Consider the following 22817-nt stretch of genomic DNA (forward strand, 5'->3'; position numbering starts at 1 on the left):
GGCCGATGGTGACCTTCAGCCATCCTGACGACCTGAGCGGCGCCGCGTTCACCGACGTGAGCCTGCGGGGCGCGCGGTTCACGCGGTCGGACCTGTCCGGCCTGGTCATGCGGGCGGTCGACATCGCGGGTGCCGACATCGACGCGCCGTGGCTGCTCGACGGCGAGAACGCGCTGCTGGTCAACGGGGTCGACGTGGCGCCGTTCGTCGAGGCCGAGCTCAACCGGCGCTTTCCCGGCAGGGAGGAGCGGCGGGCGAAGGATCCGGACGGGTTGCGCGCGGCGTGGGCCGCGGTCGAGGCCGCCTGGGCCGCGACCCTGGAGCGAGTCGCTGCAATGCCGCCGGGCACGGAGGACGTCTCGGTGGATGGCGAGTGGTCGTTCGCACAGACGGTCCGCCATCTGATCATGGCCACGGACACCTGGCTGGGCGGGCCGATCCTGGGCAACGAGAAGCCCTATCACCCGCTGGGCCTGCCGAACGCCGAGTACGAGACCGACGGGTACGACCTGTCCGTCTTCGTGTCCGGCACCCCGCCGTACGCCGAGGTCCTGGAGGCGCGGGCCGGTCGGACGGCGATGGTCCGGGACTTCCTGGCCGGGGTGACCGAGGCCGATCTGGCCGTGACGCGCAGCAACCCGTGGAGTCCGGATCACCCGGTTTCCACTGGTTCCTGCCTGCGCACGATCCTGGTGGAGGAGTGGGAGCACCTGCGCTACGCCACCCGCGACCTCGATGCCATCGCGGCACGCCCTTAGCCGTGCAAACTTCTTTCGGTGGCTCTGCGCGGTCCTGACCTGCGCTTTCCGCCTGTCGCCTGCGGGCGTCCGTCGCAGATGGCCCTTGTGCCGGGCGTCCACTCGTGCCTATATTTGCCGAAACAAGACTATGTAAGCGCTTACATTACTCAGCGTGACATGTAAGCGCTTACATCATCCCGATCAACGACGATGAGGGCGGCAGGCAGCGCTATGGCGAAGCAGCACCCAGCCTCTCCGGAGGCCCGGTCCGCTGGAGCGACGATCTACTCGGTCGCCGATCACGCCGGCGTGTCGATCGCCACCGTGTCGCGGGTGCTCCAGGGCGCGACGGTCGTGGCCGAGGCCACCCGGCAGAAGGTGCTCACCGCCGTCGAGGAACTCGGTTATGTGCCGACTGGTGCGGCACGCAGTCTCGCCGTGCGGCACCACGAGGCGCACGGGCTCGTGCTGCCGGAGCTGTCCGGTCCCTACTACGCCGAGCTGCTGATGGGCTTCGAGGCTCGCGCCGCCGAGCTCGCGCAGTCCGTGGTGCTCGTCCTCACCAACAGCCGCACGGACATGGCCGCGGCGGTGCGGCAGCTGGCGACCAGGGTCGACGCCATCGCCGTGTTCGGGTCGGCGGCGATCCCGGCCGACCTCGTGCGGTTGCTGCGTGCGAAGAAGCCGGTCGTCGTCATCGCGGGCGAACCGCAGGACGGCATCGAGGCGGTCGCGGCGGAGAACCTGGAGAGCGCGCGCGAACTGGCCGGGCACGTGCTCGACCACGGCCGGCGGCGGGCGCTGTTCGTCGGCGACCCGGACAGCGGGCCCGACATCCGCAACCGGTACGACGGCTACCTCGCCGCGCACCGGGACCGCGGTCTCGACGCCGCCGAGCCCGTCCTGGCCAGGCTGTCCGAAGCCGATGGCACCGCCTTCGCACAGCGGCTGCTGGCCGGTGAGCACGAGGCCGACGCCCTGATGTGCGCCAACGACGAGCTGGCGTTGTCGATCATGACCACGCTGCAGGACGCGGGCCGGGACGTGCCCGGCGACATCGCGATCGTGGGCTGGGACGACGTCATGACCGCGCGGTACGTGCGGCCTGGGCTGACCACCGTGCGCCAGCCCGTGCACGAACTGGGTGCGCTGGCCGCCGATCGCCTGCACGAGCTCGTGGGCGGCGAGCCGCCGCGAACCTACGCCCAAATGCTGCCGACGCGGCTGGTGGTGCGCACGTCGTGCGGCTGCCTGCCCGTCACCTGATTCACCACCGTCTACTTGAGACGAACGCCGAAAGGAAGCGAAAAGCAATGGTGCACAAAACTTCCAGGTCGATCGCGGGGGTGTCGGCCCTCGTGCTGGTGCTGGCCGCCTGCGGGCGCGGCGACGAGCAGACCGGCGGCCAGGGCAGCGCCGACATCGCGCAGGGTCCTGCCACGGGCACCATCACCGTGTGGGCCATGGGTGCCGAGGGCGAGAAGCTCCCGGCACTCGCGAAGGAGTTCGAGGACGCGAACCCCGGAGTCGACGTCCAGGTGACCGCCATCCCGTGGGACGCCGCCCACAACAAGTTCACCTCGGCGATCACGGCGGGCCAGGCGCCCGACGCGGCCATGGTGGGATCGACGTGGATGGGTGAGTTCGCGGGCATGGGCGCGCTCGACGCGACGCCGTCCTCGATCGACAAGAACGCGTTCTTCGAAGGCGCGCAACGCACGACCGAGGTCGGCGGCACCTCGTACGGCATCCCCTGGTACGTCGAGACGCGGCTTCTCTACTACCGCAAGGACCTCGCGAAGACGGCCGGATACGAGACGCCTCCCACCGACTGGCCGGGTCTCAAGGAGATGGCCAAGGCCCTTCAGGCCAAGTCGGGTGCCAAGTGGGGCATCGGGCTCCAGGCCGGCGGCACCGGCTCGTGGCAGTCGCTGCTGCCCTTCGCGTGGTCGAACGGCGCGGCGCTGACCAAGAACAACGACGCCGCCTACAACTTCGACAGCCCGGAGATGCAGGAGACGTTGAAGTACTACGGCTCCTTCTTCAGCGAGGGCATCGCGGACAAGGAAGCTCCCGCGCAGCCCACGACCGAACCGGACTTCGTCAGCGGGCGCGTGCCGATGTTCATCTCCGGTCCCTGGATGATGTCCGCGGTCGAGAAGCTCGGCGGGGAAGGCTTCAAGGACAAGTACGACGTCATGCCGATGCCGACGAAGAAGACGTCGTCGAGCTTCGTGGGCGGGTCCAACTTCGTGGTGTTCAAGGAGACCAAGAACCGCGACTCCGCCTGGAAGTTCGTGAACTGGCTGGCGAGCCCGCAGGTGCAGGTCAAGTGGTACCAGTCCTCGACCGACCTGCCGTCGGTGAAGAGCGCCTGGCAGGACTCGGCGCTCACGGCCGACACGAAGCTCGCGAAGTTCGGCAAGCAGCTCGACACCGCGCAGTCGCCGCCGACCTTCGCGACCTGGGAGCAGGCGATCACCGCGCTCGACACCGAGGTCGAGAAGGTGGCCCGCTCCGGCGCCGATCCGGCCGCCGCGCTGAAGGCCGCCCAGGCGTCGGCCGACTCGATCGGCACCGGCCGGTGAGCTTGACCGCCCCGGCACGCCGCCGAGGCGCGGAACGGGCGGCCTGGCTGCTCATCCTGCCGTTCTGCCTGCTGTTCCTCGCCTTCACGGCGTGGCCGGTGGTCCAGTCGCTGTTCATGAGCCTCACCGACACCCGCAACCGCGACCTGCGCACGCCGTTCGCCGTGGAGTTCGCCGGGCTGGGCAACTACGTGCAGGCGTTCGCCGACCCGCTCTTCCGCACGGCGGCGGCGAACACCGCGTACTTCGTGCTGGTCGGCGTGCCGCTCACGCTCGCCATCGCGCTCGTGGCCGCCGTCGTGCTGGACAAGGGGATCTCGCGGTTCCGCGCGTTCTTCCGGCTGGGCTTCTACACGCCGGTCATCACCTCGATCGTCGCGGTCGCGGTGGTGTGGAGGTTCCTGCTCCAGGACGAGTTCGGGCTGATCAACACCGTGCTGGGCTGGGTCGGGATCACCGGTCCGAACTGGCTCGGCGACCCGGACTGGTCGATGCCCGCGCTGATCCTCATGGCCGCGTGGCGCAACTTCGGCACCGCGATGATCATCTTTCTGGCCGGGCTGCAGGCGGTGCCGGCGTCGTTGCACGAGGCCGCGTCGATCGACGGCGCCGGAGCGGTGACGCGGTTCCGGTACATCACGCTGCCGTTGCTGCGGCCGACGCTGTTGTTCGTGTCGGTGACGACGGCGATCGGCTACCTCCAGTTCTTCGAGGAGCCGTACGTCATGACCAACGGCGGCCCGCTCAACTCGACGATCTCCGCGTCGATGTACACCTACCGGCAGTTCGGGTTCGGCAACTACGGCTACGCCTCCGCGATGAGCTACCTGATCTTCGTGGTCATCGCGATCGTCACCGCCCTGCAGTTCCGCCTGCTGCGGGAGAGGGGCTGACATGACCGGGCACCGCACGCAGAACCGTTGGTGGATCTATGTTCCGCTCACGGTCGCGCTCATCGCCGTGATCTCGCCGTTCGTCTGGATGGTGCTGGGCAGCTTCAAGGGCGAGGGCGAGATCCTGGCCAACCCGCCGACGTGGCTGCCGGAGTCGGCGTCCCTGGACAACTACACGCAGTTGTTCTCCCGCCTGCGGTTCGGGACGTACTTCCTCAACTCGGCGATCGTCGCCGTCCTGGTCACGGCCGGGAACCTGCTCTTCTGCTCGATGGTCGGCTACGCGCTCGCCAAGCTGGAGTTCCGCGGGAAGCGGGCACTCTTCGTGGTCGTCATGGCGACCCTGATGATCCCGGGCGTCGTCACGTTCGTGCCGCTGTACGTCCTCGTCGTCAACGCGGGCCTGGCGAACTCGCTGCCCGCGCTGATCCTGCCGTTCCTCGTCACGCCGTTCGGCGTCTTCCTGATGCGTCAGTTCATGGTGGGCCTGCCGACGGAGCTGATCGACGCCGGACGCGTCGACGGCGCGAGCGAGGTGCGCATCTTCGCCCGGATCATCCTGCCGCTGTGCGGGCCCGCGCTCGCCACGCTCGGCATCCTCACGTTCCTGGGCAGCTGGAACAACTTCCTCTGGCCGCTGGTGGTGGCGCAGCAGGAGAGCGAGTACACGCTCCCGGTCGCGCTGGCCCTCTACTCGACCGGCCAGAACTCGATCCAGTACGGCCTGCTGCTGGCCGGGGCCACCATCGTCGTCCTCCCGGTCCTGCTCGTGTTCCTCGTGTTCCAGCGGCGCTTCATCGAAGGCATCGCGACCACCGGCATCAAGTGATCGTCCAAAGGGGACTCTCATGGCATCGCCAGCAAGGATCACCCGCCGAACCCTGCTCGTCGCGAGCGCGGCCGCGCTCGCGGTTCCCTCGTTCGCCTCCGCCGCCCCGACGCGGGGCGTGCTGACCGCCGACCCCGTCCGGGTCAGAGGATGGGCGCGCGACACCTGGCGCAGTCTCGTCGCCATGACACCGTCCCGCACGGGCCTGCCCGCGGACAACATCCCCGAGTCGCTCGCCGCGTCCGACCGCTCCGGCTACACCTCGCCGACGAACATCGGCGGCTACCTGTGGTCGGCGATCGTGGCCCGCGAACTCGGCCTCATCACCTCGGGCGAGGCGTCGGCGCGGCTGGTCCGCACGTTGTCCACAGTGGACCGGATGGAACACCACACGCCGAGCGGCATGTACTACAACTGGTATGACGAGGAGACCGGGGAGGCGTTACGCGCGTGGCCCGGCACGGGTGCCGTGGTCCACCCGTTCTGCTCCAGCGTGGACAACGGCTGGCTCGGTGCGGCACTGCGCGTCGTGGCGGAGTCCGACCGCGCGGCGTCGGGACTCGCGAAGCGGATCTTCGGTCGCATGCGGTGGGACGCCTTCTACAACCCCGGCGACGATCCCGCGCACCCCGTGCGGCCGGGCGGCCTGATCCACGGCGGGTTCTTCCCGTTCGACCACGACCGGCCCGGCGGGGTCTACCAGGGCACGCACATCGGTGGCGACCCGGTCTGGCTGACCACGCACCACTACGACACCACGGTGTCCGAGACGCGCATCACCAGCTATCTCGGCATCATCACCGGCCAGATCCCGCCGAAGCAGTACTTCGCGATGTGGCGGACTTTGCCGGCCTCGTGCGACTGGTCGTGGCACGAGATGCAGCCGGTGGGGGAGAACCGGACCTACTACGGCATCGACGTCTTCGAGGGCGCCTACACCTATCGCGGCATGCGGATCGTGCCGGGCTGGGGCGGCTCCATGTTCGAGGAACTCATGCCGGACGTGTTCGTGCCCGAGGCGAAGTGGGCGCCGCGGTCGTGGGGCCGCAACCACCCGTTGCACGTCCGGGCACAGCGGGAACACGGGCTGCTCGAGGCGAAGTACGGCTTCTGGGGCTTCAGTCCGGCAAGCAACCCCGCCGGCGGGTACCGCGAGTACGGCGTCGACGCGCTGGGCATCGGTCCCGGCGGCGAGCCGGGAAACCCGGCCAGCGGCTACTTCTCCGACCAGGAGATGACGAACTACGACGCAGGCTTCGGTTCGTGCCGCCCGGCCACCGCGCCCACGCCGACCTACGGCGACGGCGTGGTCACCCCGCACGCGGCGTTCCTGGCGATGATGCACGAACGCGACGAGGCGTACACCAACCTCGTCGGCATCCAGAACGATCTCCGCGCCTACGGGACGGGCGGGTTCTTCGACTCGGTCGCCGTGCGGTCGGGCACCATCGCGCGGCGCTACCTCTCGCTGGACCAGGCGATGGTCATGGGAGCGATCGGCAACGTCCTGTGCCGGGACGTGATCCGCCGGGCGTTCGCGACCCCGGCCGTCGAACGTGCGTTGCGGCCGGTGATCGGTGTCGAGGAGTTCGGTGCGAGCCGAGTCTGAAACCAACGGAGGAAAAGGCATGCGGCCCGTACGGCTGATCTCGCAGGACGGTGTCGAGTACCGCGACCTCAACGGCAACGGCGTCATGGACCCCTACGAGGATCCGCGCCTGCCCGTGGCGGAACGGGTGGCGGACCTGCTGGGGCGCCTGACGCTGGAGGAGAAGGCAGGCCTGCTGTTCCACACCGTGATCGAGGCGGGCACGGACGGCACGGTGAAGGAGGCTCCCGGCGACATCAGCAAGTCGCCGACGAGCGTGGTGGTGAAGCAGAAACACCTGTCGCACTTCAACGTGCACGTGCTCGACGACGCCCGCATGGCGGCGCGCTGGTACAACAACCTCCAGCTCATCGCCGAGAGCACGCCGCACGGAATCCCGGTGACCATCTCCACCGACCCGCGGCACGCGTTCATCGAGAACGCCGGGGTGTCGTTCAGCGCCAAGGCCTTCTCGCAGTGGCCCGAGTCGCTGGGCCTCGCCGCGCTGCGCGATCCGGCGCTGGTGGAACGGTTCGCGGACATCGCGCGCCAGGAGTACCTCGCGGCCGGCATCCGCTGCGCCCTGCACCCGGCGATCGACCTGGCCACCGAACCCCGGTGGGCGCGGCAGGCGGGCACGTTCGGGCAGGACACCGCGCTGACGGCCGAACTCGCCGTCGCGTACGTGCGCGGGTTCCAGGGCGCGTCGCTCGGTCCGGAGTCGGTCGCCTGCACCAGCAAGCACTTCCCCGGCGGCGGCCCGCAGAAGGACGGCGAGGACGCGCACTTCCCGTACGGACGTGAGCAGGTCTACCCCGGCGGCCGGTTCGACGACCACGTCGCCCCCTTCCGCGCGGTGATCGAGGCGGGCACGGCGGCGGTGATGCCGTACTACGGCATGCCCGTCGGCCTGGAGGTGGACGGCGAGGCGATCGAGGAGGTCGGCTTCGGCTACAACCGCCAGGTCGTCACCGGAATGCTGCGCGAGGGCCTCGGCTTCGACGGCGTGGTCCTCACCGACTGGGAACTCGTCATGGACAACCACGTCGGCGACAAGGTGCTCCCCGCGCGGGCCTGGGGTGTCGAACACCTTGACGCGCACGGACGCATGGAACTCATCCTCGCCGCGGGAGCCGACCAGTTCGGCGGCGAGGAATGCGTCGACGTACTCCTTGAACTCGTGGCGCAGGGCCGAGTCACGGAGGAGCGCATCGACGAGTCGGCGCGCAGGCTGCTCAAGGTCAAGTTCCTCCTCGGCCTCTTCGACGACCCGTTCGTCGACGAGGACCGGGCGGCGGAGATCGTGGGACGGCAGGACTTCCGCGACGAGGGCCACTCGGCGCAGGCCAAGTCGGTCACGGTCCTGCAGGCGGGCTCGAGCCTGCCGTTGGGGCCAGGCCTGAAGATCTACGTGGAGAACGTCTCGCCCGAGGCCGCCGCGCGCCTGGGCACCGTCGTCGCCACACCGGAAGAGGCCGATGTCGCGCTCGTGCGGCTGATGGCGCCGTTCGATCCGCGGTCGGACCTGTTCCTGGAGTCGTGGTTCCACCAGGGCTCGCTGGACTTCCAGCCGGGCCTGGCCTCCCGCCTGGCCCGGATCGCCGACGCCTGCCCGTTGGTCGTCGACGTGACGCTGGACCGCCCGGCCGTCCTGACACCGCTGCTCCCGATCGCGTCGACCCTGGTGGTCAGCTACGGCACCACCGACGAGGCCCTGGTCGACGCGCTGACGGGTGTCTGTCCGCCGCGCGGCAGGCTTCCGTTCGACCTGCCGCGGTCGATGGAGCAGGTGCGCCGCCACCCCGAGGACGTCGCGGGCTACGAGGACCCGCTCTTCCCCTTCGGCCATGGAGTGATGCCGGGAGAGCGCTAGAAATCCTGTCCAGGACATCAATCGACCGGGCCGTTGACCGGGCCGTGCCGTGCCCCAGACCATGAGAGCGTTCCCACGGACGCGAGGGTGTGGTCGGTGTGCTGAACTTCTTGGTGGCGATCCTGCTGGCGCTGGTTCCTTCCGCGCCGCCGAGCGGACCACCCGGCACGCCGCCGCCGAGCACCCCGTCGGCGAGCACCCCGTCGCCCAGCGTGCCGCCACCCAACGCGCCGCCACCCAGCACCCCGCCCCTGGTTGCGGCCGCGGCGGTGTGCGTGCTCTCGTGCGACACCTTGGATCCCTCCCAGGCCAAGCAGGAAACGTTCCCGGTGCCGGAGAGGCAGATCAACGGCCGGCGGCTGGTGCTGCACGTGTCGGACCGCGACGGCATGGCGTGGGGGAGCGTCGACAACGGTGTCACCGGCGACTCGGTGTGGCTGGACAGGTCGTGGGACGGCGGCGCGAGCTGGGAGGGGTTGCTGGGCAGGGCGAGCATTCCCGGCTCGTGGACGGGCACGAGAACGTTGATGTACAACGTGACCGACCCCGTCAGTCACCGGCGCGGCCTGATCCGCGCGTGTGGCGACGCCGCCGCGGTCACCTGCACCGACTGGATCTACCCGACCGTGTGCGACGTGCTGTGCGATCGGACGAGCGCGGGCCAGGCCAGCGGCGACGTGCAACCGGTGCCGCCGACGACGTTGTACGGCCGGGTCATCCGACTGCACACCGACGCGAACGCGATGGCGTGGGCGAGCATCGAGGCAGGCGGGCCGGGTGACGAGGTCTGGCTCGACCGCTCCTGGGACAGCGGCGCGAGCTGGCCCGGCGGTTCGTCGCTGGGACGTACCGCGACGCCCGCCGGGGCGAGTTCGGTGCGCACCACCATGTTCGCCACCCGAGACCCGCGCGGACGTCACTACGGCGGCGCAGTGCGCGCGTGCGGCAGGGAAGCAGCGCACCAGGAAGGCAGCTGCACGGCGTGGGCGCGACCCGTCCCCACGAGGGCGCGCGCCGCCGCGGACGCACTCCTGTACTCCTACGACCCGTCCACTGCCTGGTGGCCGACGAGTTGGTGGAACTCGGCGACGACGCTGACCGCGGTGATGGACTCCGGAATCCGGGACTACGACTGGGTGATCGCGCGCACGTTCGACGTCAACCGCGGCCGGTTCGCGGCGGGACAGCGCAGCACGGACCCGATCGAGGGCGACTTCATCAGCCGTTCGATCGACGACAGCGCCTGGTGGGGCCTTGCCTGGGTGGCCGCCTACGACCGCACCGGCGACCAGCGCTACCTCGCCATGGCCACGACCATCGCGACGTACGTGCACCAGTACTGGGACACCCGCACGTGCGGTGGCGGGGTCTGGTGGGACCGTGAACGCACCTACAAGAACGCCGTGACGAACGGCCAGTACCTGCGGCTGACCGCGTCGATCCACCGCCGCACCCCCGGCGACTCGCTGTGGCTCCAACGCGCCCGCACCGCCGCGGACTGGTACCTGAACAGCGGACTGATCAACTCGTCCGGCCTGGTCAACGACGGGCTGACCGGCGACTGCCGCAACAACGGCCAGACGGTGTGGACCTACAACCAGGGACTGGGCATCGGTGGGCTCGTCGAGGTGTGGCGCGCGACCGGCGACACCAGGTACCTCAACACCGCGAAACGCCTGGCGGACTCGGCGATCGCGAGCCCCGTGCTCACCCGCGGCGGCGTGCTCACCGAGTCGTGCGACGTCGGCGCGAACTCCTGCGACGACAACCAGAAGCAGTTCAAGGGCATCTTCGTGCGCTTCCTGAACGACCTCGCCAAGGCCACGAACTCCGCCGCCTACCAGCGGTTCGCGCGTCAGCAGTCGGACTCGGTCTGGGCGAACGACCGTGACGCGCTGAACCGGATCGGCCAGCGCTGGGCCGGCGGCACGCCCAACCAGGTGGACTGGCGCACGCAGGCGAGTGGCCTGAACGCGGTGATCGGCTGACCCGTGGCATCCGGTGTCCTGGCTGGCGTCCGCCGGAGGATCCTGCCTGCGGCAGCAGGCAAGGGTGGGTGTGGTCACGCGCCTGACGATCTTGAGCTGGTGGTACTCGCAGACACCGCCAGCCGACCGTGAACCAGCCGACCGCGAACCAGCCGACCGCGAACCAGTCGACCGCGAGCCAGTCGACCGCGAGCCGGCTACTTGTCGAGCCGGGCGAGGGCCTTCTCGGCGAGCTTCGTCTCGATGTGCCGCAGCGTCGCGATCGTCGCGTCCACCTCGGCCCGGTCGGTGACGACGCCGTCGAGCAGGTCGCTCCAGAGGTCGCTGAGCCGCCGGAGGTTCTCCTGCGCGCGGTCGGTGGGGTAGAGGCGGACGCGCCGGGCGTCCTGCGGGTCGGGTTCGCGGTGCACCAGGCCCTTGTTCTCCAGGCCGCGCAGGGCTCGGCTGAAGTTGCTGGAGATCTGCTGGGTGGCCTCGGCGGCGGCGCGGGCCGACGTGCCGGGGTTGCGGTCGATGTAGCGCATCACGGCGATGTCGAGCGCTGTCCACGACTCCCGGTTCAGCGACTCCTTGGAGGCGTGGATCTGGCGGCCGACCGCGGCGATCAGGTCGGCGAGCTCGAACAAACGGGCCTTCTCGTCCTCATCCACGCGACCCATGTTACTTTTGCTGTCAGTTGATAGCTATCATCTGACAGGAGAAGTGGTGAACTCGCCGTCACGCAGCGCCATTCCCGTGCCGCTGCTGCTCGTGCTCGCCCTGCTGGCGAGCGTCGCCCCGTTCGGCATCGACCTCTACCTGCCGGCGTTCCCGCGCATGGCCGTCGAACTGGAGACCAGCGACACCGCCATCCAGCTCACCCTCACGATGTTCCTGCTGGGGCTCGCGACGGGGCAGCTCGTCTTCGGCCCGGTGTCCGACAGGTGGGGACGACGTGGGCCGCTACTGATCGGTTCGGCGCTGTTCGTGGCCGCGAGCCTGCTCGCCGCCCTCGCGCCGACGATCGCGATCCTGCTGGTGGCCCGGCTCGTCCAGGGCGTGAGCGCGGCGGCCGGCATGGTCATCGGCCGCGCGATCATCGCCGACCTCGCGACCGGACAGGCCGCGGCGCGGGCGTTCAGCCTCATGATGACCGTGACCGGCGTGGCGCCGGTGGTCGCGCCGCTGCTGGGCAGCCTGATGGTCGACGGCATCGGGTGGCGGGGCGTGCTGTTCGTACTGGCCGGCCTGGCGGTCGCGATGCTCGCCGGATCGACGGCGCTCGTGCGCGAGACCCATCCCCGGGAACGTCGCGGCTCGGCGCACGGCGGCGGGTTCCGCAGTCTCGGCCGGCGGGCCTACCTCACCGCGACGGCGACGTTCGTGCTCTCGTTCGCCGTGCTGATGGCCTACATCTCGGCCTCGCCGTTCCTCTACCAGGTCGTCATCGGGCTGAGCCCCGTCGGCTACGGGGTGCTTTTCGCGCTCAATGCACTCGGCCTGATCGCGGCCAGTGCCGTCGCCTCCCGGCTGCTGCGCCGCCGGCCCCCGCGCCGGATCCTCGCCATCGGCACCACCTGGCTGCTCACCGCCGCCGTGACACTGCTGGTCCTCGCCCTCCTGCCGATCAACGCGGGCTGGCTCGTCGTGCCGATCTTCTTCCTGGTCCCGGCCCTGGGCTTCATCGCGGGACCGGCGACGGGCCTCGCCCTCGACGCGGTGCGGGGAGCCGCGGGCACCGGGTCGGCCGTGCTGGGGGCATCGCAGTTCGCGCTCGCGGCGCTCGTCTCCCCGCTGGTCAGCGTGGGCGACGGCCACTCGGCGCTGCCGATGGCGATCACCATCGCCGTGCTCGCCGCTCTCGCTGCCTCCGCCTACCAGGTGCTCGCCCGCACTCCGCAGGTCCAGAGCGATGGGAACGCTCTCACCCAGAGGGCGGTTGTGACGCCTGCCGGTGGTGCGCCACGGTGATCACCGGCTGACAACGTTGTCCCGGAGGTCCCGTCATGCGTGCGCTGCTGGTCGTGCTGGCCACCGCCTTCGCCCTGCTCGTCCCCGCCGGACCCGCCTCGGCGGGTACCGCACCGGACTATCCGGAGTTCCCGTACGCGCCGACGACCTACTCGGAACCGTTCCGGGGCCAGTTCCACTTCAGCTCGCAGTCGGGGTGGATGAACGATCCCAACGGGCTGGTGTTCGCCAACGGCCTCTACCACTTCTTCTACCAGCACAACCCGCACGGCCTCGAGTGGGACACGATGCACTGGGGCCACGCCACGAGCCCGGATCTCGTGCACTGGACCCAGAAACCGATCGCGCTGGAACCCGGCGTGCACCCCGGCACGTTGTTCTCCGGCGGCGGCATCGTCGACAAGACCAACACCTCGGGCCTCAAGACCGGTGCCCTCGACCCGATCGTCGTCTTCTCCAACACCAACGGCGTCAGCGTCTTCTACAGCAACGACAACGGCCGCAGCTTCCAGGCGTACGACGGCGGACGCAAGCAGATCGAGATCCCGGAGGAGAGCCGCGACCCCAACGTCGTGTGGGACGCCGACCGCCGCCAGTGGGTCATGGTCGTCTGGTCGAACCGCGGCGGCAACGGCGTGGACATCTACACCTCTCCCAACCTTCTCCAGTGGACGTTCGCCAGCCGCTACGCCGCCGACTGGCTGTTCGAGTGCCCCGACCTGTTCGTGCTGCCGCTCGACGGCACGCCGCAATGGGTGCTCACGTCGGCGACGAGCGAGTACGTGGTCGGCTCGTTCGACGGCAGGACGTTCCGCACCGACCGGCCGCAGCCGAAGAAGATGAACCTGGGCACCACGTACCCCGGCGGCACCTTCTACGCCGCCGAGTCGTTCGACAACACGCCGGACGGCCGCGTGGTGCAGATGGCCTGGCAGGGCGGCAACCGGGGTGGCTCCTGGACCGGCAACGCGACGTTCCCCGTGGCGCTGGGCCTGGTCGGGTCGCCGGACGGCCCGAAGATCACCAGGACTCCGGTGGCCGAACTGGACTCGCTGCGCGCCGACACCCGCACCTGGCGCAACACCACCGTGAACGCCACGAACAACCCGTTCGCCGGAATCCTCGCCGACACCTACGAGATCACCGCGCGGTTCGACCTGCGCGGCGCGACGGCGCAGGAGTTCGGTTTCGCCCTGCACAGCCGTTCCGACGGCACCGCCGACCGCACAGTCGCCTACGACCGAGCCGCGGGCACGTTGTACGGCAGGCCTTTCCAGCCCACGGGCGACGAGGTCAGCGTGCGGCTGCTGGTCGACCGGGGCCAGCTGGAGGTCTTCAGCGGCGACGGCCTGTTCTCGGTGGCGGACAACGTGAACTTCGACTCCGCCGCCGTCAGCCAGGGCATCAGACTGTTCGCGAACGGCGGGCAGGTGCGGGTGAAGGACGCGAAGTTCACCCGGCTCAGCACGAGCTGGGGCACCGCTCAGTCCACTTTGGAGAGCAACCTCGCCGGCCCCTGGCACTCCACCGCGGGCTCGTGGACCGATGTGTCCGGCGGCAAGCGGGCACAGGCGACCGGCGACTCGTTCTACCTGAGCGCGAGCACGGCCGGCGACGCGACCTATCAGGGCGATCTGCGCCTGGACACCGCGCAGGCGGCCGGTCTCACCTTCCGCGCCACGCCCGAAGGCGCCGGCTACACCGCGAACATCGACGCGGCCGGGGTGGTCAAGCTGTGGCGTCCCGGCCGTGACATCGCGACCTACTCCACGCCGATCGCGCCGGGCCAGACCTATCACCTGACCGTGACGACGACCGGATCCCGAATCCAGGTCTGGCTCAACCACGGCACGTCGCCGATCATCGACGCGACCGACACCGCGTACTCCGCCGGGAGGTTCGGCGCGAACGTCTATCGCGGCGCGGCGACCGTGCAGAACCTGAACACCGGTCCGTCCGGGTTCGCCGCGTTCCCGTCCGGACCGTGGGCGGCAGTGGGCGGCACCTGGACCACGACACCGGACTCGTTGCGCGCCAACGCTTCCGGCGATGCCTTCTATCTCAGTGACCGCACCGCCGCCGACCTCGTCTACGAGGGCGACCTGTCCGTCGTGAACGGGGTGGCGGCGGGCCTGACGTTCCGCGCGGGTGCCGACGGCGCGGGCTACACCGCGAACATCGACGCTTCCGGTGCCGTGAAGCTGTGGCGTCCCGGCCGTGACATCGCGGCCTACTCCACGCCGATCGTCCAGGGCCGCGCCTACCACCTGAAGGTGCAGGCCACCGGCTCACGGATCCAGGTCTGGTTCGACCGCGGCACGTCGCCGGTCATCGACGCGGTCGACACGACCTACGGTGCGGGAAGGGTGGGGCTCAACGTGTACGCCGGGACCGCGTCGGTGCGGCAGCTCGTGATCAGCTGACGCCTCGGTCCGCCACCCAGCTTTCAAGCCCGTCGAGGAACCGGTCCACGCCGAAGCCGAGCTCGAACGGCAGCACGCCCGGTTGTTCGGACCGGCGATCGGCCACCTCGGCGGCGTGGACCGCGGTCAGCGCCGGGTAGTCCTCGGGGTCGATGAGCTCGGCGACGACGTGCGTCAGGTCCGCGTCGGTGTGCGGGATTCCGTCGTCGCGCTTGTACTCGCCGGCCATGCTCGTGCTGATCTGCGCGGTGCCGCGGACGACCGCGGTCAGGTGCAGGGCCGCCGCCCGCGCCTCGCCGCCGGCCAGACCGGCCGCCAGCAGAGGACGCAGCAGGCGGTCGAGCCAGGCGAGCTGGTTGGGGCCCACCGGCGCGTGGTCGAGCGGGACGCGCAGGATCCAGGGGCGGCGGTGGAAACCGGCCCACAGCGCACCCGCCCACTGCCGGACGGACTGCCGTAGATCCGCGGCGTCGTCGAGCTCCGGGGGAGCGCCCGCGCCGACGTCGGCGGCCACCTCCAGCAGCAGGTCCTTGCTCGGGACGTGGTTGTAGAGCGACATCGTCGAGTAGCCGAGCTCGGTGGCGATCCGCTGCATGGACAGCGCCTCCAGCCCGTCGGCGTCGGCGACCCGGACCGCGGCCTGCGCGATCAGCTCCACGCTGAGCCGGGACCGGGGGCCGCGCTTGCCCCTGGCGCGTCCCGCCCACAGCAGCGTGAGGCTGCGCTCCAGGTCGGAGTCCTTGCTGTCCCGTGTCGTCATCCGCCATCCCGTCCGGTCGCCCGGTGTCATCCTAAAACTATGTACGTCATACGTTTATATGTATGGTGTACATAGTTTCTCGCCTGGTTCCCCACGAACGGACCTGTCATGACCTCGACCTCGCGCGTGCCCTGGTGGCGCCGGCCCTGGATCGTGCCGCTGATGCTGGTGGTGGCGGCGTTCCTGGCGTTCTCCGTGCCGCCCTACCTGACCTTCGACCCGGCCCAGTCCCGCCTGAGACCGCCGGAGGGCAACGACCTCTACTACCCGCTGCTGGTCGGGCACGTCCTGTTCGGCACCGTCGCGATGGCGACCGCCTGCTTCCAGGTTTGGCCGGCGTTCCGCGCGCGGCATCGGGTCGGGCACCGGATCACCGGCCGGATCTACGTCTACGCCGGGGCGTTGCCCGCCGGTGTGCTCGGCCTGTACATCGGCTGGCACACCGTGGCGGGGCCGTCGGTGCTGGTGGCGAACCTCGTGGGATCGGCGCTGTGGCTGCTCGTCACGATCGTCGGGCTGCGGAAGGCCCTCCAGCGGCGCTACGACGAGCACCGCCGGTGGATGTCGCGCAGCTTCGCGCTCGCGATGTCGATCGCGCTGAGCCGGGTCATCAACGTCCCGGCCATGATCGTGCTCACGCCGCAGGTCGACACGGCGTTCGGTGGCAACGCGGAACTGATGCGCAACACCGCGACGAGCATCGGTGTCTGGCTCAGTCCGCTGCTTCTGCTCCTGCTGACGGACTGGATCCTGGAACGTCGCAAACCTCGTGCGCCACGAACCGCGCCGTCGCTCGTGGATTCCGGAACACCCGCAGCCGCGCGCCTCTAGCGTGCCTTGTGATCGCGTCCATCAGGAGCGGCCGGTGCCTACGGCGCCACGACCAGACCCAGAGCCAGAAATCGGCGCGTTCCCGTGAGCGGCGCAGTGCTCGCCAGGCGCAGCGCGGAAACGAGTAGTCGAGCAGCAGCACGGTGTCCGCCCTGCGCAACCGGACGTCGAGCACGTCGTAGGGGCCGAGGTCGCCGTCCATGATCCACCGGTCGGCGGCGGCGAGGTCGCCCTGGACGACGGTCCAGCGGTCAGGGGGAGTCGCTTCCAGGGCCGGTCCCCAGAAGTGCCGGTCGAGTTCGACGACGGGCAGCCCGGTCGCGGTGCCCAGAGCGACGGCGAGGGTCGACTTCCCCGCGCCGCCACGGCCGAGGATCACCACGCGCTGCACGGTCGCGATCGTGCCAGCGGGGCCGTCGGCGGTGCGAGCCTGTTTTGTCCGGTGAGGACGGTTAAGCTACGCCGGTGATCAATGGCCGGCGCCACCCTGGCCGCCTCGTCGTGGTGTCGTTCCTGGCCGCGGTCACGGCCGGCACGTCGCTGTTCATGCTTCCGCTCGCGGCCGAGCCGGGGAAGACGACCCCGTTCATGACGGCGTTCTTCACGGCTGTCTCCGGCCTCACCGGCACCGGTCTCGCGGTGGTCGACACGGGAACGCACTGGTCGACGTTCGGCGAGGTCCTGCTGCTGGTGCTGGCCCAGATCGGTGGCATCGGGATCATGACGCTGGCGTCACTGCTGGCGATGATGGTGTCGAACCGCATCGGCCTCCAGTTGCAGCTCACCGTCCGGACCGAGACGAACACGCTGAACCTCGGCCACGTCCGCCGGGTCGCGCTGGGCGTCGTCGTGATCAGCCTGGTGGTCGAGGCGATCGGCGCGGTGGTGCTGGGTCTGCGGCTCTGGCTCGGGTACGGCTACCCGCCGGGACAGGCGTTCTACTCGGGCGTGTTCCACTCGGTGTCGGCGTTCAACAGCGTCGGCCTGTCGCTCTACCCGGACAACCTGACGAGGTTCGCGACCGACCCGTGGGTGTCGCTGACGGTCGTGGCGGTGGCGGTGACCGGCGGTCTGGGCTTCCCCGTGTTGTTCGAGGTGCTGCGCGGCCGTCGTCGCAAGCGCTGGTCGCTGCACACCCGCATCACGGTGCCGGTGTACCTGTCGCTGATCGCGTTCGGTGTGCTGATGTTCCTCGTCGTCGAGTGGGCCCGCGCAGGCACGCTCGGGCCGTACGGGGTCTGGGAGAAGCTGCTGATCGGCGTCTTCCACGGCGTGCAGCCGGGCACCGCGGGCTTCAACACCGTGGACGTCTCCCAGTTCCAGCCCGCCACGTTGCTCGTGAACGACGTGCTGATGTTCATCGGCGGCGGCAGCGCGGGCACCACCGGCGGCATCAAGGTGACGACGTTCGCGCTGCTGGCGTTCGTCCTGCTCGCCGAGGTGCGCGCCGAACCGAGCGTGCACGTGATGGGCCGCCGGCTGGGCAACGACGTGCAGCGGCAGGCCGTCACGGTGGCGCTGATGGGGGTGGCCGCCGTCATGATCGCCACGCTGATCATGCTCGCCACGACGTCGTTCCGGCTCGACGCCGTGCTGTTCGAGGCGGCGTCGGCGTTCGGCGGCGTCGGCATGTCCACCGGCATCACCGCGCAGCTGCCCGTGGTGGGCCAGCTGGTGATCATGGTGCTGATGTTCCTCGGCAGGCTCGGTCCGATCACACTGGTCTCCGCCCTGGCGCTGCGCGAACGCGGGCGCCGCTACGAACTACCCGAGGAGCGCCCCATTGTCGGATAGGCAGGCCAACCGGGTGGTCGTGATCGGCCTCGGCCGATTCGGCAGCTCGCTCGCGCTGGAACTCGTCAGCCACGGCACCGAGGTCATGGCGATCGACCAGGACCCCAAGCTGGTCCAGCGCCACGCCGACGACCTCACGCACGTCGTGGTCGCCGACAGCACCGACGCCGAGGTGATGCGGCAGCTGGGCGTGGACGAGTTCCAGCTCGCCGTGGTCGGCATCGGCACGAACCTGGAGGCGAGCATCCTGACGACCGCCGTCCTGGTGGACTTCGGCGTCACGACCATCTGGGCCAAGGCGATCAGCCGCGAGCACGGACGCATCCTGGAGCGCATCGGCGCGCACCACGTCGTCCTGCCGGAGCACGAGATGGGCGAACGCGTGGCCCACCTCGTCAACGGTCGCATGCTCGACTTCATCGAGTTCGAGGACGACTACGCGATCATCAAGACCCGCGCGCCGAAGGAGGCCGTCGGTCACACGTTGGGTGAGAGCAGGTTGCGCAAGAAGTACGGCGTGACCGTGGTCGGCGTGAAGCGTCCTGGCGAGGGCTTCACCTATGCCACCGCGGAGACCTTGGTGCACTCCGGCGACGTGCTCATCGTGGCGGGCCGGACGGCGGAGGTGGAACGGCTCGCGGAGCTCTCCTAGTCCCCGAGCCGGGCCGGTTCCTCCGCGCTCGGCGTGAGTTCCGCCGCCTGGGCCGACGCGGTGATCGAGGCCGGGCGGCTCGCTCCCGGAATCGGGATCACGGCTCGCGGACTCCGTTGCCCGCATCACCGCCGACTGTGTCCCGCGGGCACACCGGCTGACTCAGCCGGGGAGAGGTTCGCCGGATTCCCTGTCCAGGCCGGGTTCGTCCGGACCTGACTCCTCCGGTTCGCTGGTGCGCACGTCGGCGGGTGCCACGTGTTCGTCGGCCTCGCTCAGCAGGGAACGGATCGCGGAGTTGAGCGCCGCCAGCAACGGCACCGCGAGCAGCGCGCCCGCGATGCCCGCGACGAGGAGTCCGGACGCGATGGCGAGCACCACTGCGAGTGGGTGCAGCTTCACCGCCCGTCCCAGCAGGAACGGTTGCAGGACATGGCTTTCCAGCTGGTTCACGGCGATGACGATGATCAGGAGGATCGCGGCGGTCACCGGGCCGTTCGCGACGAGGGCGATGAGCACGGCCACACCACCCGCCACGACGGCACCGAAGATCGGGACGAACGCGCCGATGAACACCAGTGCTGCCAACGGAACCGCCAGCGGGACGCGCAGCACGGCCAGTCCGATGCCGATGCCGAGCGCGTCCACCACGGCGACCGCTCCGGTGGCGCGGACGTAACTGACGAGTGCCGCGAGACTGCGCCTGCCCGCGACGTCGACCCGCCTGCGGGGCCCGCCGGGCACGACGCGGATGAGGAACTGCCAGATCTTCGGGCCGTCGTAGAGGAAGAACGCGAGCGCGAACAGCACCAGCAGCATCTCGACGAGGGTCTCGCCGACCGTCGCGGCGGTGGTGATGGCGCTGGAGGTGATGCCGGACTGGTTGTCCTGCAAGGTCTTCACGATCCGGTCGACGAAGTCGCGCAGCTGTGACTCACTGAGCTGCAACGGGCCGTTGACGAGCCAGCCGGACACCGCGTCGATGCTGCGGGCGAGCTGTGCCGCCAGGTCCGGCAGGCCGTTGACGAAGGTCATCACGACGAACGTGAGCAGCCCGCCGAGCACGGCCAGTCCGCCGATGAGCACCACCACGGTGGCGACACCTCGGGGAAACCGGTGCCGCATCAGGAAACCGACGGCGGGAGCGAGCAACGCGGCCAGCAGCAACGCGATCGCCAGCGGCACGACGAGTGACGCCAGCCTGCCGAAGATGACGCCGATCACGTACAGCGAGGCCACCACGACGAGAAAGCGCCAGCCCAGCGCCGCGCTCACGCGCAGGCCGAGGGGAACCGAGTCCCGCGTGGGTGGGATGTCGCCGCGGTCGATGCTCACGACGTTCGTACCTCCGGTGTCGGTCTCCGACGCCGGGGTCCGGGGTCATCGGTGAGATGCGCGTTTCGTGCCCGCACACCTCTGCCCGGGATTCCCCGCCGACAGGGCCGCAAACGTGGCGTGGCCGATGGTTGAGGTTCTCCGTCAGGGGCACCCGATGGTCGACGTCCCATCTGAGATTCGGGTGGAGGAGAGGAAGACATGGGCACCGACGACAAGATCGACGCCAAGGCCGACCAGGTCAAGGGCAAGGTCAAGGAGGGCGTCGGCGACGCCACCGGCGACCGGGAGCTTCAGGGCGAGGGCAAGGTGGACCAGGCGAAGGGCCACCTCAAGGAGGCGGCGGAGAAGGTGAAGGACGCCTTCAAGAAGGACTGACCGGCCTTCTGCCCTTCGATGGGAGCGTGCATCCCCCGGTGCGCGCTCCCATCGGCGTCTCGCCAGGTCGATCGTCTCCAGCTCGATCGTCTCCAGGTCGATCGTCTCCAGGTCGATCGTCTCCAGGTCGATCGTCTCCAGGTCGATCGTCTCCAGGTCGATCATCCCCAGCTCGATCCTCCACTGTGGAGCGTGGCGGGAGAGCCGTCACCAGCGGGGTCGTGGTTTGTCGACCCTCGTCAGCCCGGCGGCCTCCGGTGACCGTTCGTTGACCAGGCGGGCGACGTCGGACAGCAGCTTGCCGGTGTTGCGCGCGTAGTTCCGCATGAGCGAGAAGGCGTCCGCGACGTCGATCTCCAGGCGTTCGGTCAGCACGCCCTTGGCCTGCTCGATCACGACGCGGTTGCTCAGCGCCGCCTGGAGTCGCTCGGCGACCGCCTGACTCTGTTCGGTCGCGCTCACCTGGAGCAGGCTGATGGTCGCCACGTTCGCGAAGGACTGCGCCAGCGCCGTGGCGTCGGCGGGCAGTGCTCCTGGTGACATGCGGAACAGGTTCAGCGAACCGATGACCGCGTCCCGCGATCGCATCGGCACCGCGTCGACCGCGGCGAACCCCTGCTCCACGGCCGCGGAGGTGAACCGCGGCCACCGCGGCGGTTGCGCGAGCAGATCAGGGCATCGCACCGTTCGTCCGGAGCGGACGCATTCCTCGGACGGGCCGTCTTCGCTCTGCAGCAGCAAGTTCTCCAGCGGCCGCATGAGGTGGTTGGACGTCGCCATCAGCTTGAGCGCGCCCTGATCGTCGGCCAGCAGGATTCCCGCCGCGTCCACGGGCAGCAGCTCGACGCTGCGCTCGGCCAGGACGTGCAGGAATTCGATGGTGTCGAACCGGTCCACGAGTGCGTCGGCCAGTTCGGCGAACGTCTGTGCCACCCGCTGGTCCGACACGCCAGGTCACCTCTCGCTCGTTGTTGTGGCAGCCGCGAGGTCTGGGCGGTTCGCTTCAGACTAGCGCCGTGACGGCAGGCCGCACACGTTTCCGAAATTCAGCCTCCGAACGGCCGAGCCCCTCTGACGTGCACCTAGCAGCGCAGACGGGGAATTGCCGCTTCCGGAAATGGTGAGTTCCTAATCGGTGGAACGCGCCCAAAAGAGTGTAGTATTAATTTGTCGAGAACATTTCGCACCTGGGCGTTCAAGCTCCTGTCGTGCTCGATGAAACGTGAACCGGTCGTTTCGACCGAAGTCGGGAGTTCCCGCATGACTGAATCCACCTACACGTCCGCCTACGACCGCAGGCTCAAGATGGTGGAGGACGTGCTGACCGACCGCACGAAGCTCGGCGGCAAGGACGCGCGGGCTGTGGCGGTGCAGGTGTTGCGCGCGCTGGACCACATCCCGGAGCGGGTGCGGTGACCTGGCGCCACAGCGGCGGGGCGCCGGCCTGGCGATGAGCGGGCCGGAGGCTACGAACGGGCGGACGTCAGCGCGGTCATGTCGATCGTGCCGGCGATGACGTCCTCCGCCACCTTGCTCAGGTGAAGGCGGTTGTTCCTCGAGTACTGCCGCAGGGTGTGGAAGGCCGCGCTCATGTCGACCTGCAGCCGTTCGGCGAGCACCCCTTTCGCCTGTTCGATCAGGACCCTGCTGTGCAACGCGTGCTGCAACTGGTCGGCGAGCAGGTCGCGGTGACTGATGACCTGCGCCTGGAGCAGGCCGATGGTGGCGACGTCCGCCATGGCCCGCGCCACCCTGACCCGCGTCTCGCTGAGCGCGTCTTCGCCGACGGTGAACAGGTTCAGTGCCCCGATGGTCTGTTCGCGCAGCCGCATCGGCAGTGCGTGCACCGCGCCGAAACCCGCGGCCGCCGCCACCGAGGAGAACTCCGGCCACCGCTGGGGTGGTTCGGTGAAGCCGGTGACCGTCACCGGCCGGCTGGTCAGATAGCACTCCATGCACGGCCCCTGCCGGTGCTGGAGTTCGAAGAGTTCCAGCAGCCGGGCGCGGTCGCTGGAGGCACCGACCACCTGGAGCTCACCGAAGTGGTCGACGAGCAGGATGCCTGCCGCGTCCACCCCCAGGGTGTCGACGCAGCGGTTGGCGAGCAGATGCATGAACTCGACCGGGTCGAAGTCGGCGACCAGGGTGTCGGCCAGTTCGACGAACGTCTCCGCCAGGTTCTCCACGGACATGAC

General features: G+C 69.5%; 22 protein-coding genes. 15 read left to right on the plus strand and 7 right to left on the minus strand.

The genetic code is table 11. The features are described from left to right. The first annotated feature begins 5 nt into the window (after positions 1-5). The 8 genes from BM417_RS35220 (at position 6) to BM417_RS35255 (ending at position 10499) form a co-directional block, all read left to right on the plus strand. On the plus strand, positions 6-758 hold the full coding sequence (locus BM417_RS35220) for a DinB family protein (RefSeq protein ID WP_093603508.1): 753 nt from the start codon (positions 6-8) through the stop codon (positions 756-758). Between the two features lie 213 nt (positions 759-971). After that, the gene (locus BM417_RS35225; protein WP_093603510.1) at positions 972-2006 is read left to right on the plus strand and encodes a LacI family DNA-binding transcriptional regulator; all 1035 of its coding nucleotides are present in this window, start codon (positions 972-974) and stop codon (positions 2004-2006) included. Positions 2007-2053: 47 nt separating this feature from the next. Beyond that, complete coding sequence (locus tag BM417_RS35230; RefSeq protein WP_093603512.1) at positions 2054-3328, plus strand: sugar ABC transporter substrate-binding protein; 1275 nt, start codon at positions 2054-2056, stop codon at positions 3326-3328. Further along, positions 3325-4221 (plus strand): carbohydrate ABC transporter permease, encoded by an 897-nt coding sequence (locus BM417_RS35235; protein WP_093603514.1) that lies wholly within the window; start codon positions 3325-3327, stop codon positions 4219-4221. Before BM417_RS35230 ends, BM417_RS35235 begins: the two co-directional genes overlap by 4 nt. A 1-nt stretch (position 4222) precedes the next feature. Next, complete coding sequence (locus tag BM417_RS35240; RefSeq protein WP_093603516.1) at positions 4223-5050, plus strand: carbohydrate ABC transporter permease; 828 nt, start codon at positions 4223-4225, stop codon at positions 5048-5050. 19 nt (positions 5051-5069) lie between these two features. Continuing rightward, entirely contained in the window at positions 5070-6659 is a 1590-nt protein-coding gene (locus tag BM417_RS35245) for a glucoamylase family protein (RefSeq protein WP_093603518.1), read from the plus strand. A 19-nt stretch (positions 6660-6678) separates the two neighbouring features. Then, positions 6679-8511, plus strand: a complete 1833-nt coding sequence (locus tag BM417_RS35250; RefSeq protein WP_093603520.1) for a glycoside hydrolase family 3 protein — start codon at positions 6679-6681, stop codon at positions 8509-8511. Positions 8512-8609: 98 nt separating this feature from the next. Then, positions 8610-10499 carry a glycoside hydrolase family 76 protein gene (locus tag BM417_RS35255; protein ID WP_245822394.1) on the plus strand — a complete coding sequence of 630 codons (1890 nt, stop codon included), beginning with the start codon at positions 8610-8612 and terminating at the stop codon, positions 10497-10499. 197 nt (positions 10500-10696) lie between these two features. Here BM417_RS35255 and BM417_RS35260 read toward each other — a convergent pair whose 3' ends face one another. Beyond that, on the minus strand, positions 10697-11149 hold the full coding sequence (locus tag BM417_RS35260) for a MarR family winged helix-turn-helix transcriptional regulator (RefSeq protein ID WP_093603892.1): 453 nt from the start codon (positions 11147-11149) through the stop codon (positions 10697-10699). Positions 11150-11204: 55 nt separating this feature from the next. Here BM417_RS35260 and BM417_RS35265 point away from each other — a divergent pair, with 55 nt between their 5' ends. Both BM417_RS35265 and BM417_RS35270 read left to right on the plus strand, forming a co-directional pair. Then, entirely contained in the window at positions 11205-12449 is a 1245-nt protein-coding gene (locus tag BM417_RS35265; RefSeq protein WP_245822396.1) for a multidrug effflux MFS transporter, read from the plus strand. A gap of 35 nt (positions 12450-12484) precedes the next feature. Continuing rightward, entirely contained in the window at positions 12485-14872 is a 2388-nt protein-coding gene (locus tag BM417_RS35270; protein ID WP_093603524.1) for a glycoside hydrolase family 32 protein, read from the plus strand. On the opposite strand, the gene BM417_RS35275 is transcribed toward BM417_RS35270, so the two are convergent. Further along, positions 14865-15632, minus strand: coding sequence for a TetR/AcrR family transcriptional regulator (locus tag BM417_RS35275; protein WP_093603526.1), 768 nt, complete (start codon positions 15630-15632; stop codon positions 14865-14867). The genes BM417_RS35270 and BM417_RS35275 overlap by 8 nt on opposite strands. Positions 15633-15740: 108 nt before the next feature. On the opposite strand from BM417_RS35275, the gene BM417_RS35280 reads away from it, so the two are divergent. Further along, the gene (locus BM417_RS35280; RefSeq protein WP_245822398.1) at positions 15741-16463 is read left to right on the plus strand and encodes a DUF2306 domain-containing protein; all 723 of its coding nucleotides are present in this window, start codon (positions 15741-15743) and stop codon (positions 16461-16463) included. On the opposite strand, the gene BM417_RS35285 is transcribed toward BM417_RS35280, so the two are convergent. Continuing rightward, positions 16345-16854 carry a P-loop NTPase family protein gene (locus BM417_RS35285; protein WP_143138931.1) on the minus strand — a complete coding sequence of 170 codons (510 nt, stop codon included), beginning with the start codon at positions 16852-16854 and terminating at the stop codon, positions 16345-16347. The genes BM417_RS35280 and BM417_RS35285 overlap by 119 nt on opposite strands. Before the next feature lie 74 nt (positions 16855-16928). Here BM417_RS35285 and BM417_RS35290 point away from each other — a divergent pair, with 74 nt between their 5' ends. Next, complete coding sequence (locus tag BM417_RS35290) at positions 16929-18257, plus strand: TrkH family potassium uptake protein (RefSeq protein WP_245822400.1); 1329 nt, start codon at positions 16929-16931, stop codon at positions 18255-18257. After that, the gene (locus BM417_RS35295; RefSeq protein WP_245822402.1) at positions 18247-18909 is read left to right on the plus strand and encodes a potassium channel family protein; all 663 of its coding nucleotides are present in this window, start codon (positions 18247-18249) and stop codon (positions 18907-18909) included. The genes BM417_RS35290 and BM417_RS35295 overlap by 11 nt, the downstream gene beginning before the upstream one ends. On the opposite strand, the gene BM417_RS47190 is transcribed toward BM417_RS35295, so the two are convergent. Next, complete coding sequence (locus tag BM417_RS47190) at positions 18906-19010, minus strand: aldo/keto reductase (RefSeq protein WP_218164667.1); 105 nt, start codon at positions 19008-19010, stop codon at positions 18906-18908. The genes BM417_RS35295 and BM417_RS47190 overlap by 4 nt on opposite strands. Positions 19011-19071: 61 nt before the next feature. Further along, positions 19072-20244, minus strand: a complete 1173-nt coding sequence (locus tag BM417_RS35300) for an AI-2E family transporter (protein ID WP_093603530.1) — start codon at positions 20242-20244, stop codon at positions 19072-19074. A 201-nt stretch (positions 20245-20445) separates the two neighbouring features. Here BM417_RS35300 and BM417_RS35305 point away from each other — a divergent pair, with 201 nt between their 5' ends. Next, a complete protein-coding gene (locus tag BM417_RS35305; protein ID WP_093603532.1) occupies positions 20446-20622 on the plus strand; it encodes a CsbD family protein in 177 nt (58 codons plus the stop codon). Between the two features lie 207 nt (positions 20623-20829). Here the strand turns inward: BM417_RS35305 and BM417_RS35315 are convergent, their stop codons facing one another. Next, positions 20830-21570, minus strand: coding sequence for a GAF and ANTAR domain-containing protein (locus tag BM417_RS35315; RefSeq protein WP_093603536.1), 741 nt, complete (start codon positions 21568-21570; stop codon positions 20830-20832). Between the two features lie 312 nt (positions 21571-21882). On the opposite strand from BM417_RS35315, the gene BM417_RS48175 reads away from it, so the two are divergent. Next, positions 21883-22038 (plus strand): DUF6307 family protein, encoded by a 156-nt coding sequence (locus tag BM417_RS48175; protein WP_093603538.1) that lies wholly within the window; start codon positions 21883-21885, stop codon positions 22036-22038. 50 nt (positions 22039-22088) lie between these two features. Here BM417_RS48175 and BM417_RS35325 read toward each other — a convergent pair whose 3' ends face one another. Continuing rightward, positions 22089-22814: a GAF and ANTAR domain-containing protein gene (locus BM417_RS35325; protein ID WP_093603540.1), complete on the minus strand. Its 726-nt coding sequence runs from the start codon at positions 22812-22814 to the stop codon at positions 22089-22091. Between the last annotated feature and the right edge of the window lie 3 nt (positions 22815-22817).

Origin of the sequence: Lentzea waywayandensis, assembly GCF_900115955.1 — a bacterium.
GTDB lineage: Bacteria > Actinomycetota > Actinomycetes > Mycobacteriales > Pseudonocardiaceae > Lentzea > Lentzea waywayandensis.